At 60.1% G+C, this 13795-nt stretch carries 18 protein-coding genes; 10 read left to right on the top strand and 8 right to left on the bottom strand.

Translation table 11 applies throughout. The annotated features are described in order from the left end of the window. Window positions 1–35: 35 nt before the first annotated feature. Window positions 36–1226: an aldo/keto reductase gene (locus DXA43_RS05345; protein WP_117806474.1), complete on the bottom strand. Its 1191-nt coding sequence runs from the start codon at window positions 1224–1226 to the stop codon at window positions 36–38. Window positions 1227–1389: 163 nt separating this feature from the next. Between DXA43_RS05345 and DXA43_RS05340 the strand changes: the two genes are divergently transcribed. From DXA43_RS05340 to DXA43_RS10440, 3 genes are all read left to right on the top strand, one after another. Further along, window positions 1390–1584 (top strand): hypothetical protein, encoded by a 195-nt coding sequence (locus DXA43_RS05340; protein ID WP_117735789.1) that lies wholly within the window; start codon window positions 1390–1392, stop codon window positions 1582–1584. Between the two features lie 121 nt (window positions 1585–1705). Next, window positions 1706–2251, top strand: coding sequence for a ketopantoate reductase family protein (locus DXA43_RS10445; RefSeq protein ID WP_233540023.1), 546 nt, complete (start codon window positions 1706–1708; stop codon window positions 2249–2251). Between the two features lie 9 nt (window positions 2252–2260). Continuing rightward, window positions 2261–2620, top strand: coding sequence for a ketopantoate reductase family protein (locus tag DXA43_RS10440; protein ID WP_233540022.1), 360 nt, complete (start codon window positions 2261–2263; stop codon window positions 2618–2620). A 108-nt stretch (window positions 2621–2728) separates the two neighbouring features. On the opposite strand, the gene DXA43_RS05330 is transcribed toward DXA43_RS10440, so the two are convergent. The 3 genes from DXA43_RS05330 to DXA43_RS05320 form a co-directional block, all read right to left on the bottom strand. Next, complete coding sequence (locus DXA43_RS05330) at window positions 2729–2935, bottom strand: hypothetical protein (protein ID WP_117735791.1); 207 nt, start codon at window positions 2933–2935, stop codon at window positions 2729–2731. Between the two features lie 191 nt (window positions 2936–3126). Continuing rightward, the gene (locus DXA43_RS05325; RefSeq protein ID WP_117735792.1) at window positions 3127–3903 is read right to left on the bottom strand and encodes a hypothetical protein; all 777 of its coding nucleotides are present in this window, start codon (window positions 3901–3903) and stop codon (window positions 3127–3129) included. 311 nt (window positions 3904–4214) lie between these two features. Next, complete coding sequence (locus DXA43_RS05320) at window positions 4215–5525, bottom strand: O-acetylhomoserine aminocarboxypropyltransferase/cysteine synthase family protein (RefSeq protein WP_117806473.1); 1311 nt, start codon at window positions 5523–5525, stop codon at window positions 4215–4217. A 275-nt stretch (window positions 5526–5800) separates the two neighbouring features. Here DXA43_RS05320 and DXA43_RS05315 point away from each other — a divergent pair, with 275 nt between their 5' ends. The 5 genes from DXA43_RS05315 to DXA43_RS05295 all read left to right on the top strand — a co-directional run bounded on the left by DXA43_RS05315 (window position 5801) and on the right by DXA43_RS05295 (window position 9325). Then, the gene (locus tag DXA43_RS05315; protein ID WP_117786325.1) at window positions 5801–6739 is read left to right on the top strand and encodes a LysR family transcriptional regulator; all 939 of its coding nucleotides are present in this window, start codon (window positions 5801–5803) and stop codon (window positions 6737–6739) included. 63 nt (window positions 6740–6802) lie between these two features. Continuing rightward, window positions 6803–7288 carry a ribonuclease HI gene (rnhA, locus tag DXA43_RS05310; RefSeq protein ID WP_117786324.1) on the top strand — a complete coding sequence of 162 codons (486 nt, stop codon included), beginning with the start codon at window positions 6803–6805 and terminating at the stop codon, window positions 7286–7288. 75 nt (window positions 7289–7363) lie between these two features. Continuing rightward, complete coding sequence (locus DXA43_RS05305; protein ID WP_117806472.1) at window positions 7364–8470, top strand: Gfo/Idh/MocA family protein; 1107 nt, start codon at window positions 7364–7366, stop codon at window positions 8468–8470. A gap of 2 nt (window positions 8471–8472) precedes the next feature. Continuing rightward, window positions 8473–8883 carry an acylphosphatase gene (locus tag DXA43_RS05300; protein ID WP_117786322.1) on the top strand — a complete coding sequence of 137 codons (411 nt, stop codon included), beginning with the start codon at window positions 8473–8475 and terminating at the stop codon, window positions 8881–8883. 61 nt (window positions 8884–8944) lie between these two features. Beyond that, window positions 8945–9325 (top strand): Fur family transcriptional regulator, encoded by a 381-nt coding sequence (locus DXA43_RS05295; RefSeq protein WP_199580532.1) that lies wholly within the window; start codon window positions 8945–8947, stop codon window positions 9323–9325. A gap of 77 nt (window positions 9326–9402) precedes the next feature. Here the strand turns inward: DXA43_RS05295 and DXA43_RS05290 are convergent, their stop codons facing one another. The 3 genes from DXA43_RS05290 to DXA43_RS05280 all read right to left on the bottom strand — a co-directional run bounded on the left by DXA43_RS05290 (window position 9403) and on the right by DXA43_RS05280 (window position 11293). Next, the gene (locus DXA43_RS05290) at window positions 9403–10200 is read right to left on the bottom strand and encodes an HAD-IIB family hydrolase (protein ID WP_117806471.1); all 798 of its coding nucleotides are present in this window, start codon (window positions 10198–10200) and stop codon (window positions 9403–9405) included. 82 nt (window positions 10201–10282) lie between these two features. Further along, on the bottom strand, window positions 10283–10861 hold the full coding sequence (locus tag DXA43_RS05285; protein WP_089572974.1) for an urease accessory protein UreE: 579 nt from the start codon (window positions 10859–10861) through the stop codon (window positions 10283–10285). A 3-nt stretch (window positions 10862–10864) separates the two neighbouring features. After that, entirely contained in the window at window positions 10865–11293 is a 429-nt protein-coding gene (locus tag DXA43_RS05280) for a peptidylprolyl isomerase (RefSeq protein WP_035138874.1), read from the bottom strand. A gap of 120 nt (window positions 11294–11413) precedes the next feature. Here DXA43_RS05280 and DXA43_RS05275 point away from each other — a divergent pair, with 120 nt between their 5' ends. Both DXA43_RS05275 and DXA43_RS05270 read left to right on the top strand, forming a co-directional pair. Continuing rightward, the gene (locus DXA43_RS05275) at window positions 11414–12427 is read left to right on the top strand and encodes a dipeptidase (protein WP_117773764.1); all 1014 of its coding nucleotides are present in this window, start codon (window positions 11414–11416) and stop codon (window positions 12425–12427) included. 74 nt (window positions 12428–12501) lie between these two features. Further along, window positions 12502–13278 carry a M48 family metallopeptidase gene (locus DXA43_RS05270; RefSeq protein ID WP_231501581.1) on the top strand — a complete coding sequence of 259 codons (777 nt, stop codon included), beginning with the start codon at window positions 12502–12504 and terminating at the stop codon, window positions 13276–13278. 6 nt (window positions 13279–13284) lie between these two features. On the opposite strand, the gene folB is transcribed toward DXA43_RS05270, so the two are convergent. After that, a complete protein-coding gene (gene folB, locus DXA43_RS05265) occupies window positions 13285–13770 on the bottom strand; it encodes a dihydroneopterin aldolase (protein ID WP_055251396.1) in 486 nt (161 codons plus the stop codon). Window positions 13771–13795 lie beyond the last annotated feature (25 nt).

The following is a 13795-nucleotide window of genomic DNA, read 5'->3' as shown; positions in this document are numbered from 1 at the left end:
AAACAGACCGTATTCCACCGCAACTTATAAAAGGGTCATGAGGAGCGCGTTTTGTTGAAGGCCTTAAGCACCGCCGTCACGGGACCAGGCTGAAAACGGCGGCGTACGTCGTCCAAGCGCCCGGGGATATCGATGTGCTGCGGACAATGCCGCGCGCATTTGCCGCATTTGACGCAATTGCTCACCAACTTGGACTCGCTCGTGCGCACCGCACTCGCCGTAAAGTATTGTGACAGCCCCGTAAACCAGCTGTGCGCATAGCTCGCGTTGTAGGCGGCAAAGCAGCCGGGAATGTTGATACCCTTGGGACATGGCATGCAGTAGCCACATCCCGTGCAGGGCACACGGTTCGATTTCTCAAACTCCATCAACACGCGCGCAATCGTGTCGAGCTGGTTGGCAGTCATCGAATTCGGCAACGCGAGGTCTGCCAGTGACGAATTCTCGTCCACCTGCGCGGTATCGGTCATGCCCGAAAGCAGCATCGTCACCTGAGGATGGTTCCACACCCACGAAAGCCCCCAGGCGGCAGGAGTACGCAGGTGCGGGTCACGGGCGTCGTCGAGCACAGCGCGAGCCCGCGGCGGTAGCTTGCCCGCCAGACGCCCGCCCAGCAGCGGCTCCATCACAAACACCGCGAGCCCGCGCTCCGCGGCCGCCATGAGTCCTGCTGTTCCCGCCTGATATCGCTCTCCAGCGTAATTGTACTGGATCTGGCAAAAGTCCCACTCATATGCATCGAGCATCGTCATGAAATCCGCCGCGCTGCCGTGGTACGAAAAACCAATCTGGCGAATGCGCCCCGCCGCCTTTTGACGCGCAATCCAGTCCTCGATGCCCAACGCCACCACACGTTCCCACTGGGCGGGCGAGGTAATGTTGTGCATGAGGTAATAGTCGATACGGTCGGTCCGCAGGCGACGCAGCTGCTCGTCGAAGAACCGATCGAAATCCTCCGCGCATTTGCACGAAGCATGCGGCAGCTTGGTTGCGAGCAAAACCTGGTCGCGCAAGCCCAGGCGCTCAAGCGACGCCCCCACGCACGCCTCGTTGCCGGGATAGAGATAGGCCGTGTCCAGGTAGTTAATCCCCTGCTCCACCGCACGGGAGATGATGGCGTCGGCAGTCTTCGCATCCGGGCGTCCCGGCGCACCGGGAAACCTCATGCAGCCCAGCCCCAACGCCGAGATACGGTTGCCGCTTTTGGGGTCAACGCGGTATTGCACGGCCCCTCCCTTCGCCATCAGCGCCCCGGCAAGGCGAAACACAATGGTCACGCAGCCGAAACATCGTGGAATCGCAATCGAGAACGTATCGTAACGCAGCAGAAATCGAGCTGTCACGGCACCGCATTAACATCAGCAAAAAGCCCGATGAAAGGAGCCAAGCGTGACCACACGCGAGGACGTCTACCTCTACCCCGGCGAGCAGTACATCCTCTCGGTCGACCGCTATCAGATCGAAGTCATGGACCATCTGGACGAGCTTCCTGCCACAAGCGCCGTCATCTTCTGCACCTTCCCCAAGGTGCGCGATGGCGTCGGATTCCTCGCGCGCGTTTTTGCGGTCTGCCCTGCAGCGTAGAGCCCAGGCAAACGTTTCTTTTTCATAACAGCCGCCCCGCGCACCCAGCAATCACCCTGGCAGCATACAATCCATCAGGCGCCCCTTACGCGGGCGCCTTTTATATGGGGAGATGATTCACATGCAGATCAACAAGGTTGCCTTTATCGGCAAGGGCGGCGTCGGGCTGCTCTATGGCAGCATGATTGCCAAGACGCTCGGCAACGATGCCGTCGAATACATTATGGACGACGCTCGCTTTGAGCGCCATGCGAACGACGCGCTCACCGTCAACGGCAAGCCCTGCGATCTCACGTCCGTCCGCGCCAGCGAGGCGACACCCGCCGATCTGGTCATCCTGACGGTCAAGACGACGGGGCTCAACCAAGCACTCAAGACCATGGAGCGCGTCATGGGACCCAACACGCTCATCGCCTCGCTGTGCAACGGCATCACCAGCGAGCAGAAGATTGCCGAGCGCTTTGGCTGGGAGCACACCGTCCTCGGAATCTGCCAAGGCATGGACGCTGTGTTTCTCAACGGCGCGCTCACCTTTACCAATGCGGGCGAGATCCGCTTTGGTGCGGCCGCCGGCACCGACCCCGCGACCGTCACCGCTATCGACGGGCTCTACACGCGCTGCGGCATCGCCCACACCGTCGAGGACGACATCGCCCACCGCATGTAGGCAAAACTTATGCTCAACGACGGCATCAACCAGACCTGCATGGCGTACGGCGGGACCTACGGAAGCGCCACGGAGCCGGGCTCCGAGCAGCGCCGCTGCTTTGTTTCCGCCATGCGCGAAACGCTTGCGGTCGCCAACGCCGAGGGTATCGAGCTCACCGAGGCAGACCTAACGCAAATGGTGCGTCTCATAAAAGGGCTCGACCCCGCCGGCATGCCCTCGATGGCGCAGAACCGCGTCGCTCAACGCAGAACCGAGGTCGAGGAATTTGCGGGTACCATCTGCCGCCTCGCGGCCAAGCACGGCATCCAGGTGCCGCAAAACGAATGGCTCTATTCGCGCATCCGCGAAATCGAGGGCAGCTGGTAGCGCCCGGCGTGCTACAGCCTACAGCCTCAATAGCAAAGCCGCCGCAAGGGGCCCTCCCCTTGCGGCGGCTTCCTTCTTCATCTATGGGCAAAACCAGCTTCACAACGGCTAGCGCCGCACCTGCGGCATCTCGTCCTCGTCATCGCGGCAAAGGGTCACGCCCGCGCTTCCCAGCAGCGCTGCTGCGATGAGCGCGCCGACCACAATAGGAGCAGCCCCGCACGAGCCCTGCATGCCTACGACAAGCGCAGCTGTAGGGCCAAGACAGCCAAGTACCAATGCGACGGCGGCGATAGCGATATCTCGAGCGTTCATGAGACCACTTCCTCCACGGGAAAGACTTTGTTTCTCATGACTTAGTGTGCCCCGCGCCCATATGCCCAACGTAGTGCCACGGTAAGGGCTCTGTTAACCCAAATACAAATATAAAACGAGCGCCTTTACGTTGCCCGAAAGCTCGATAAAGACGCCCGCCCATCATGTGCCTATTTTGCTCTGATGGCAGATTACCAACCGGTGTAGTAGTCGGTGGTTCCGGCGGCGCAGCCGGAGTCATAGACCTTGCAATCACCCTTGGAGCCCGTAAAGGTCGAGCCCTGGGCCATATCGCCCGCGGCAACAACGTAATAGCCGTCGGAATCGCGCCAGAAGCCCTCAGAATCCTGCGTCCATTCGCCCGTGCGGTGGTGATACAACACGTTGCTGCTGTAATAGGTCTCACGGCGCCCGTTGTAGTTATTGACACCCGCAGAGCGCGTCAGGCCCGATCCGTTCGCGTAGGACGCGGCAGACGCGTAGGACGGAGTGTAACCGGCGTTGTAGTACGAAGCCTGGGCGGCCTCGGCAGCCTCCGCCTCGGCTGCGGCGGCCTCGAGCGCTTCGCGCTTGGCATTCTCAAGCGCAGTGCGCAGCTCATCGAGCTCGGTCGACTTCGCGTCGACCTCCCCCATCGTCAACAGACTACCCGCACCGTCGATACAACCCTGCAGCACAGCGCGCTCGTCATCGGTAGCATAGTCGCCATACATATTCATAATGATCTGAGCGCGCATCTCAAGGGAATCGCGCTTGGCCTCCATCGAGGCGTTCCACTCCTGCATGGAACCATAACCATCGCCGCGATAATCAACGGGCTGTACCAGCGTCGCCTCGGACGGCGTAGATCCAACCGTATCGGACAGTGTTGCCGCGTGGGCATCAGTTGCGCCGGCGCCTGCCAAAAGTGCCACGGTCAGAGCGGCGGAAAGGGCAGCGGCTTTCGGTTTTCGTGAATCGATCCTCATGTAGCTGGAAACCTCCGTAGTGCGTTTTTGCTGCGTTTGAGCTGCGTGTGATTCGATCGCGCTGCATAGTACCTCGAGCAAATCGCGACCTGCGGTTTTACTCAAAAGGCGCACGTCAATTGCGTAAAACTCACATCCTCTCAACAGGAGTTTTCCACAACTCAAATGCATAAAGCATGCCAAAAACCCTGTAATAGCGCCCTTCCTATGCAAAAAAGACGCCTGCGCAACCATTGCTTGCGCAGGCGCCTTGAGCAGGCATTTATGCAGTTATACCTATCGAGTCGCAAGGGGTCCTTGCACAAGTCGCCTTACTCGTCCAGCACGGCGAAGGCCTGCTTCAGATCCCAAATGATGTCCTCGGCGTTCTCGGTACCGATGGAAAGACGGATCGTGGAGGGCGTGATGTTCTGCTCGGCGAGCTCCTCGGCAGAGAGCTGGGAGTGCGTGGTGGTAGCCGGGTGCACGACGAGCGACTTGACGTCGGCCACGTTGGCGAGCAGCGAGAACACCTGCAGATGATCGATGAACTTCCAGGCAGCCTCCTGGTCACCCTTAATCTCAAAGGTGAAGATCGAAGCGCCGCCGTTGGGGAAGTACTTCTGATAGAGCTCGTGATCGGGGTGCTCAGGCAGGCTCGGGTGGTTCACCTTGGCAACGCGGCTGTCGCCGGCAAGGAACTCAACGACCTTCTTGGTGTTCTCGACATGACGGTCAACGCGCAGCGACAGGGTCTCGGTGCCCTGGAGCAGGACCCAGGCGTTGAACGGGCTGATGCAGGCACCCTCGTCACGCAGCAGGATGGCGCGGACATAGGTTGCGAAGGCGGCGGGACCGGCAGCCTCGGCAAACGAGACGCCATGGTAGGAGGGGTTGGGCTCAGCGATCTGGGCGTACTTTCCGCTCGCCTTCCAATCGAAGTTACCGCCGTCGACGATCACACCGCCCAGCGAGGTGCCGTGGCCGCCGATGAACTTGGTTGCGGAGTGGACAACGATGTTGGCGCCATGCTCCAGCGGACGGAACAGATACGGGGTGCCGAAAGTGTTGTCGACGACAACCGGCAGACCGTGCTTCTTGGCGATCTCGGAGATGGCGTCGATGTTGGGGATGTCAGAGTTGGGGTTGCCGAGCGTCTCGAGATAGATGACCGTGGTATTGTCCTTGATGGCACCCTCAACCTCTTCCAGGTTGTGGGCATCGACAAACGTGGTCTCGACGCCAAACTGGGAGAGCGTATGCTCGAGCAGGTTGTAGGAACCGCCGTAGATGGTCTTCTGAGCCACCACGTGGTCACCAGCCTGGGCAAGAGCCTGCAGGGTATAGGTGATGGCAGCGGCACCGGAGGCGACGGCAAGACCGGCCACGCCACCCTCGAGCGCGGCGATACGGTCCTCAAAGACGCCCTGGGTGGAGTTGGTCAGACGGCCGTAGATGTTACCGGCGTCGGCAAGACCAAAGCGATCGGCGGCGTGCTGGGAGTTGCGGAACACATAGCTCGTGGTCTGGTAGATAGGCACGGCGCGGGAGTCGGATGCGGGGTCGGCGCTCTCCTGGCCAACATGAAGCTGCAGGGTATCGAAACCAAAGGTGTGCTCGGGGTTGTTGATGAACTGGCTCATGATGATCTCCTTGATCGAACGAAAGTAAATAAAAAAGAGAGAAGTAAGTCGCTGTCTCCTGATCACGCCGACGGGCGCAAACAGGAGCCCGGCATTCGTCTTGGTAAGCAGTTCATATGCGGTCCTCCTTTTGACATCCCGGTTCCGTGGTCGGCTTAATTACCTACCGCCTTTGTGTGTTTTGAATAGTACGAGCATTGTTTCGCTCGGTCAATCACTTAAAAGCGCTAACCTGTTATCGGTTTTTTAGATAGCTATCGAAAGGACGGGCACCGATGACACTCCAGCAGCTTCGTTTTCTTATCGCCGTGGCAGAGTCCGGCTCAATCAACGCCGCAGCTCAGCGCCTCTATACCGCTCAGTCCAACATCTCAAACGCCGTCAAAAGCCTAGAACAAGAGCTCCATCTGGAGATCTTTACGCGCTCCAGCCGCGGCGTCACGCTCACCAACGACGGCACCGAGCTTTTGGGCTATGCGCGCCAGGTCGTAGAGCAGGCCGACATGCTCGAGGCACGCTACGAGGACGGTGGCACCCCGCAAGCCCGCCTCGCCATTTCCGCCCAGCACTACGCCTTTTCGGTCGAGGCCTTTGTCAACGTAGTCGAGCGCTGCCGCGACAGCAAGTTCGAGTTCATCATGCGCGAGACCACCACATCGCAGATCATCGATGACGTCCGTGCGTTTCGCAGCGATATCGGCATTCTGTATCTGGATGACTTTAACGCCCGCGTTCTGCAGAAGGCCTTCGCCGATGCCCGCGCAAGCTTCCATCCCCTATTCGACGCGACGGTCCACGTCTTCGTTAGCGAGCGCCACCCGCTCGCACGCCGCCCGCAGCTGTCCCTTGCCGACCTCACGCCCTATACGCGCTACAGCTTTGAGCAGGGAACCTCAAACTCCTTCTATTACGCCGAGGAACCTTTTAGCTATATCCCTTGCGACCGCAACATACGAATCTCGGACCGCGGAACACTTACCAACTTACTTATCACGTCGAACGGTTACACCCTGTCGACCGGCGTCCTCTCCAATGAAATGCAATGGGGTATGGCATCGATCCCGTTAGCAGACGCCCCAACGATGCACGTAGGCTATATCATGCACGACGAGCGCAAGCCCTCTCCCCTCTTGCAACAATACCTCGACGAGCTCAACCGCATCATCCATGCCAACCAACTGTCGGAAGACGGGGCAGAAATCATAGATTGCTAGCCCCCGGCGGGCATGGCGCTACAATGGTCACTCACATGAAACGCACTCAACGAAAGGAAGCCCGTGAAGGTCATCATCTATACCGACGGCTCGGCCCGATCAAATCCGGGGCGCGGCGGCTACGGCGCCGTGCTCAAATACACCAACCCCGCCGGCAAGACCTTTACCTCCGAGCTTTCGCGCGGCTACGCCAAGACCACCAACAACCGCATGGAACTCATGGCGGTTATCGTGGCGCTCGAGGCACTCAACCGCCCCTGCGAGGTCGAAGTCCATTCCGATTCGCAATACGTCGTCAACGCCTTCAACAAGCACTGGATTGACGGATGGAAAAAACGCGGTTGGAAGACCGCCAACAAGCAGCCTGTCAAGAACCGCGATCTGTGGGAGCGCCTACTCACCGCCAAAAGCAAACACAAGATTGAGTTCATCTGGGTTAAGGGTCACGCCGGCCATGAGCTCAACGAGCGCTGCGACGAACTTGCCACCACGGCGGCCGACGGCAGCAACCTCGATATCGACACTGGCTTTAACGAGAGCGACCTGTAACGGCGTTTTCGCACGCTATTTCCTGCCTCCTCGCGCTACACTCATCCTGTAAACCGAACGGCACGAGGGGGATACATGCTGCGTATAGCGACCATCGGCACATCCATGATCACCGACGACTTTATCCAGGTCGTCAACGCCAACGACCAAGCTGCGTTTGTGGGCACGCTCTCGCGCGATGCAGATCGCGGCGCCGCCTTTACCGCCGAGCGCGGTGGCGAGCGAAACTTTACTTCACTCGATGAGCTCGCGGCAGCCGCCGACGTCGACGCCGTCTATATCGGCAGCCCTAACGCACTTCACTACGAGCAGGCCCTTGCCTGCATCGCCGGTGGCAAGCACGTCATCGTCGAGAAGCCCTTCTGCGCCACCGAAGCGCAGGCGCTGGAAGTCTTCCGCGCTGCCGAGGCAGCAGGTGTCGTGGCCCTCGAGGCCATGCGTCCCCTCCACGACCCCGCCTTCCACGCCATCGAGGACGCCCTAGGCGAGATCGCCCCCATCCGCCGCGCCTCATTGCGCTTTGGCAAATATTCCTCGCGCTACAACGAGATTCTCGCGGGACGCGCCACCAATATCTTCGACTGCAATATGGCATCGGGTTCCCTCATGGACATTGGCGTCTACACCGTCGAGCCCATGGTCGAGATTTTCGGCATGCCCTCCGGCCTTACGAGCATGGCTACTCTGCTCGACCCCGCCACGCGACAGCTCACGCACGGCCCCATCGACGGCTGCGGTTCCATCCTCGCCAGCTACGGCGGTGGCCGTATCTCCGTCGAGCTCGCGCACTCCAAAATAACGAATGACCTGCTGCCCTCGCAGATCGAAGGCGAGCGTGGCACTATCCAGATCGACCATCTGTCCACGCCCCGCAACGTCCGCATCGACTATCGCGGCGATGTCGTACGCGGCTCGGCGACCGAGGCACCGCGCGAACAGGGCGACAACGGCCGCGTGCTCGACCTGCCCAAATCGAGCAACACTATGGAATACGAACTCACAGACTTTATCACCGCCATCGGCGGCATCGATAACGTTAAGGAAGAGATTTGGGAGACCCCGGCGGGACGTCACGAACTTGGTCACTACCGCGATGTCACGCTCGTCTCGCTGCGCATCATGGATGCCGTGCGCCAGCAGGCCGGCATAACCTTCCCGGCCGACGCAGGCAAGCAGGCATAGCGATGGGCCTCTTCGATACGTTCTTCTCCAGCGTCACCGGCGGCAGTCGAGAACCTCAAAAACCATCAAACGTCGAGCTCGAGCTGCGCCGCAGGCTTACTGTGCTCGCAAGCGACGAGGCCACTCAAGACACTCCCCTGCGCTATTTCCTGCGCTGGGCGGGGCAAGTCCAGGGCGTTGGCTTTCGCTTTACCAACACCAACCTCGCGCAGGCACGCGCGCTCACCGGCTGGGTGCGTAACATGGAAGACGGCTCAGTCGAGATGGAGATACAGGGAGCTCCGGCAAATATCCTATCTCATCTCGAAGCGCTTCATGCCTCCTACGAGCGCATGGGAACGCGTTTTCGCCTCGCAGACGCCCAGGCTCGAGCCCCACTTGCCAATGAAGACGGTTTCACGCCTCGTTATTAGTATTGTGTGCTAAATACGGTATCATTTACCTACGACCGTTAATAGAAAAGAGGCGAGGCGCATGGCGGTGCAAAGAAGGAATACCAGGCAGCGAAAGCTGGTTCTTGACGCCGTGCGCCAAAGCTATAACCATCCCACCGCCGACGAAATCTACAACGTCGTGCGCGCGCAGGATGACAAAATCAGCCGCGGTACGGTCTACCGCAACCTCAATCTCTTGGCCGACGCCGGCGAGATTCTCTCCATCAAGACGCCGGGCGGAAGTCGCTTCGATCGCACCATCGAGCCGCACGCACATATCATCTGCACCTCGTGCAGCCGCGTCATCGACGTACCGCTCCCCTTCGATGCCCAGATCGACGCCAAGGCGTCCGAGCAAATCGGCTGGCACGTCACGTCGCACTACACCATCTTCGAGGGTCTCTGCCCCGACTGCCGGTAAATGTTTGGAACATGCCTTAAAATCCACCTTTCTGCACTCTGCAGCAAAAAGTCGATTTCTAGGCATGCCACATATATCTACTCGGCGAGCAGGCGATGCAGTTCCTCTTCGACCGTGCGCACGTAGCGGACACGGTCATTGACACCGCGCATGGTAGGGTTGCAGCTCTCCATCAGATAGGGATGGCCCACGACGTTGAGCATGTCGCGATCGTTCTCATTGTCGCCAAACGCCATCATCGCATCGGGCGAGATCCCCAGGGCACGACCATAATCGGCAAGCGCGGACCCCTTGCCCGAGTCAAAGCCGATAAAGTCAGTCCATTCGGTTCCCGACGTCATCACGTCAACACGGTCGCTAAAGAGGCGCTCGAAATACTCCAGGGCCGCCGGCTGATCCACCTCGGGCATCTGGAAGGCAATCTTAATGACGTCCTCGTCGATGTCCTCGGGACGGCCGACCACCGCCACATCGCAGTGGACCTCATAGCGCAAATGGTCGACGAACGCATCGTTGCCGCTTATGGTGTAGAGGTGCCCCTCGCAGGAAAGGGTAACGTCGGCATGGGGGTAGGCGACCACGGCATTCGCGATATCCATCGCCAGGTCACGCTCCATAGAGCGCTTGACAACGGCACGCCCCTCGCTCATCACCAGGGCTCCGTTTTCGCATACATAGGCGAGCTCATCGGCCACCGGGGCAAACAGGTAGCGCAAGCTCGCATATTGACGGCCGCTCGCCGGCATAAACACGATACCGCGACGATGCAGTTCATCGATGAGTTCAAAGGCCTCGGAACGCGGCTCGCGCTCCCCCGGATGCAGCAACGTGCCGTCCAAATCGCATGCAATCAGCTTGATTCCCTCAAGACCCATATGCTTCCCCAAAGCCTCCTATCAACAGCAAGACGGACCTTGATTGGTCGCCCCTCAAAGCCCGCCTTGCGTATATACGCGCTTAGCCGCGCGTCTTTTTTACGATGGTAAAGTCGGGAGCCATGCTCACGACGGCCTCCGCCGCACTCGATGCAAAGCGCCGGTCCGCATCGAGTTCACGGGTAACCACCGAGAGCCGAACACCCTCGACGCCCCGGAGCATGCGGCCCAAAACAGGCTGCACCGGCGTATACATGCGCACGGTATGCTCGTCCGAATCGCCTCGGAAAAGCGGCGCGTGCATATTGCCGATCTCCCAGCACGCATGCGCGAGCGCAATCGGATCCATGCGGTCGACTTCGACCAAATAAACCTCGGCGCTGCGCAGGCGCACGACAACCGCCACGGGCACCATGCCCGAACGGTCGATGGCGAGCACGTCGCCATCGGCAAGACGACCGCCGTCGGCAGCATCCAGCCGAACATCGATCGTGCGCCCCAGCTCCGTCACGCCCGCAAACGCGCATACATCAGCCCGGTCCCAATCGAACAGTAGCTCGTCAACTTCAAAGACGCCGCCCAACTTCCGGCGAAGCAGGAGTTCATAGGACGGATCGTTGAGATTTCCCAAGCATGTCGTCGAAACCAAGCGTTCAGGCATACTCTAACCCTCGACCTCAACGAGCTCGATATCAAAGTTGAGGTCCTTGCCGGCCAGCTCGTGGTTGGCGTCGAGCGTCACAGCCTCGGGCGTTACGTCGATGACCACGGCGGGAACGGGCATACCGCTCGGCGTGGACAGGAAAAGCTTCATGCCCTTCTCGATCTGCTCGATGTTGGGAACCTGTTCGGCCGGGAAGGTCAGAACCATCTCGGGATTGTGCTCGCCGTAGGCATCGGCAGCAGGAATGTGCACGGTCTTCTTCTCGCCCACCTGCATGTCGACAACAGCGGCGTCGAAGCCCTTGATCATCTGACCGGCGCCGCAGGTGAACTCCAGCGGCTCGCCGCGATCGTAGGAGCTATCGAACTGCGTGCCGTCATCGAGCGTGCCGCGATAATGGGTCTTGACCTTCTTGCCCTGGTTGGACATGGTAACCTCCGTGATAAGGGCGGCGCACAACGCGGGCCGCCGTGAACATATGGCGCTAACTATACCCTAGTCATACAATTCAATGACAGTTTGCAAAGAAACGCTGCAACCGGAGGAACCATGGCATATCCCGTATTTGACCTACACTGCGACACTGCCGACCGAATCGGCTGGGCCACGCTCGATCTCGACCTGCGCTTTACCGCCGGCACCGACGGTTATTTCCCCGGCGACGAAACGCATCCGCAAGATTTCGACCTCATCGAGGGTAACGCCTGTGCCATCTCGCTCGCAAAGATCGGCAACACGCCGTGGGCACAGTGCTTCGCCACGTTTGTCCCCGACGAGATTCCCACCGCCCACGCCGCGCGCTTCCAGGCGCAGATCATGGCGCATATGAGCGGCCAGGCAATGCTCAACCACGACCGTATGGTCAACGTGCGCAGCGCCGCAGACATTCGCCCCGCGCTCAAGGACGGCAAGGTCGCTTGCATCCACACCATCGAAAACGCCACGTTCTTTGCCGAGGACCCCGCGCTGATCGAGGTGCTCAAGAGCCTGGGCGTGCTTATGTCGTCACTCAGCTGGAACGCGCAGGGACCGCTCGCGAGCGGCCACGACACCCACGCCGGCCTCACCGCCGCCGGCATCGAGGCGCTTACGCAGATGGAGCACGCCGGCATGGTGCTCGACGTCTCCCACCTCAACGATGAGTGCTTTGACGAGGCCGCCGCCCGCGCCACGCGTCCCTTCGTCGCCAGCCACTCCAACTCCCGTGCGGTTTGCGGCGCCAAACGCAACCTTACCGACGACCAGTTCCGCACCATTCGCGACATGGGTGGCATCGTCGGCCTCAACTACTGCAGCGAGTTCCTTTCCAACGACGCAACCGACAAGACCGCCGCAGACGTCACCTTCGACCAGCTGGCGGCGCATATCGAGCACTGGCTCGACCTGGGCGGCGAGGACGTCATCGCGCTCGGCGGCGACTGGGACGGCGCCACGGTGCCCGCTTTCCTCTCCGATGCCAGCAAGATGCCCGAGTTCCAGAACATGCTTTCCAAGCATTTTGGCAAGACCGTGATGCAAAAGCTCTGCAGCGACAACGCGCTTGCCTTCTTCGAGCGTTATTAATTTCACATCCCTTGAGCGGGCCGGCATGCCGAACGGTCGACATGCCGGCCCGTCCCCGATCTGAAGGACCGCTTTTGACGCAGCAGTTTACGATTTCCGCATCCCGACCGGATGGGACGACCATCCCCGTCGTCGTTACCAAAAAGCGCGTCAAGAACTTCAACCTACGCGTCACATCGAGCGGCGAGGTCCACGCCAGCGCACCGATCGGCGCCAGCCGCGAGCGTATCGAAGCGTTTGTGAAGCGCAACAGCGCCTGGATTATCAGCCGACTTGCCCAGCGCGAGCAACGTCAGGCGACGGCACGAGAGCCGCTCAGCCCCTCGTCCATCATTGCACTTTGGGGCAAGCCCATCACGGTACAGGATGCACTCGATCACAACTTTGCATCACCCGCACCGCGACCCAAACAGGCCACCTTCGCAAGTTTTATGGGTACCGATGAATCGGACGAAGGCCCACAGGCCAAGCGGCACGCAATCCTCGACGGCCTAACGTCCGATGAGCTCCAAGCCCGTATCGACCAGCTCTATGCAACCGAGGTCACCACGGCACTGTACGATATGGTGCACGCGTACGAAATCGCAATGGGCGTCACCGTGGCCCGCGTCTCCGTGCGCAGCATGAAAACGCGCTGGGGATCATGCACGCCCAAGACCGGCGCCATTCGCATCGCGCGCGAGCTCGCCGCCTACCCTGTCGAATGCCTCGACATGGTTGTCGCCCACGAGCTCGTCCATCTGCTCGAGCCGAGCCACAATCAGCGCTTTCACGCCCTGCTCGACACGTACTGTCCCAACAATAGAGCACTGTCTCAGCGGCTCAAGCAGCCACCCCTCAACAAGCTCTAGCGCCGACTAGCGCACGCGCTCGATCTCGACGCCGCAGCTTGCCAGGGGCAGGCCAACAGGAGCCCACGGCTTATCGAGCTTTATGCGCACACCAAGCAGCGAGGGATAACGGCGCAGCAGCATCTGGGCTGTCCCCTCGGCTGCCGCCTCGATGAGCTTAAACGTATGCTCGCGCAGATAGCCATCGACATCGTGGCACACCGAGCCGTAGTCAATCGAGGCATCCAGGTTATCGTGCTCCCCCGCCGCGCGCAGGTCGGCATAGAGCACCAGAGAAACGATGAACTTCTGACCCAGCGCGTTCTCCTCGGGATACACGCCATGGTTGGCAAAAACCTCAAGGCCGTCAATGACAATACGATCGGCATGGCGCAGATCGTCATAGCTCACGTGAGGCACCGCCGTTGCGGTGGATATTTCGCCCCTTCCACGGCGGGCGAGCTCAGCACCTTCAGTCTTGGTTGCATTCTCGGGCAGTTTTTTGTTACTCAACGCGATCGTCTCCTTCGTTTAGAAC

The organism is Collinsella sp. OF02-10, from assembly GCF_003463445.1.
GTDB lineage: Bacteria > Actinomycetota > Coriobacteriia > Coriobacteriales > Coriobacteriaceae > Collinsella.
The sequence above is the reverse complement of the archived record's forward strand: the minus strand, read 5'-3'. Positions and strand labels throughout refer to the sequence as shown.

Bases quoted from the DNA above. Each gene is read 5' to 3' on its own strand.
- DXA43_RS05330 (WP_117735791.1), bottom strand. From the start codon at position 2,935: ATGAACGCTCGAGATATCGCTATCGCCGCCGTCGCATTGGTACTTGGC.
- DXA43_RS05275 (WP_117773764.1), top strand. From the start codon at position 11,414: ATGGCATATCCCGTATTTGACCTACACTGCGACACTGCCGACCGAATC.
- DXA43_RS05305 (WP_117806472.1), top strand. From the start codon at position 7,364: ATGCTGCGTATAGCGACCATCGGCACATCCATGATCACCGACGACTTT.
- DXA43_RS05325 (WP_117735792.1), bottom strand. From the start codon at position 3,903: ATGAGGATCGATTCACGAAAACCGAAAGCCGCTGCCCTTTCCGCCGCT.
- DXA43_RS10440 (WP_233540022.1), top strand. From the start codon at position 2,261: ATGCTCAACGACGGCATCAACCAGACCTGCATGGCGTACGGCGGGACC.
- DXA43_RS05280 (WP_035138874.1), bottom strand. From the start codon at position 11,293: ATGTCCAACCAGGGCAAGAAGGTCAAGACCCATTATCGCGGCACGCTC.
- DXA43_RS05285 (WP_089572974.1), bottom strand. From the start codon at position 10,861: ATGCCTGAACGCTTGGTTTCGACGACATGCTTGGGAAATCTCAACGAT.
- DXA43_RS10445 (WP_233540023.1), top strand. From the start codon at position 1,706: ATGCAGATCAACAAGGTTGCCTTTATCGGCAAGGGCGGCGTCGGGCTG.
- DXA43_RS05315 (WP_117786325.1), top strand. From the start codon at position 5,801: ATGACACTCCAGCAGCTTCGTTTTCTTATCGCCGTGGCAGAGTCCGGC.
- DXA43_RS05290 (WP_117806471.1), bottom strand. From the start codon at position 10,200: ATGGGTCTTGAGGGAATCAAGCTGATTGCATGCGATTTGGACGGCACG.
- DXA43_RS05320 (WP_117806473.1), bottom strand. From the start codon at position 5,525: ATGAGCCAGTTCATCAACAACCCCGAGCACACCTTTGGTTTCGATACC.
- DXA43_RS05295 (WP_199580532.1), top strand. From the start codon at position 8,945: ATGGCGGTGCAAAGAAGGAATACCAGGCAGCGAAAGCTGGTTCTTGAC.
- DXA43_RS05300 (WP_117786322.1), top strand. From the start codon at position 8,473: ATGGGCCTCTTCGATACGTTCTTCTCCAGCGTCACCGGCGGCAGTCGA.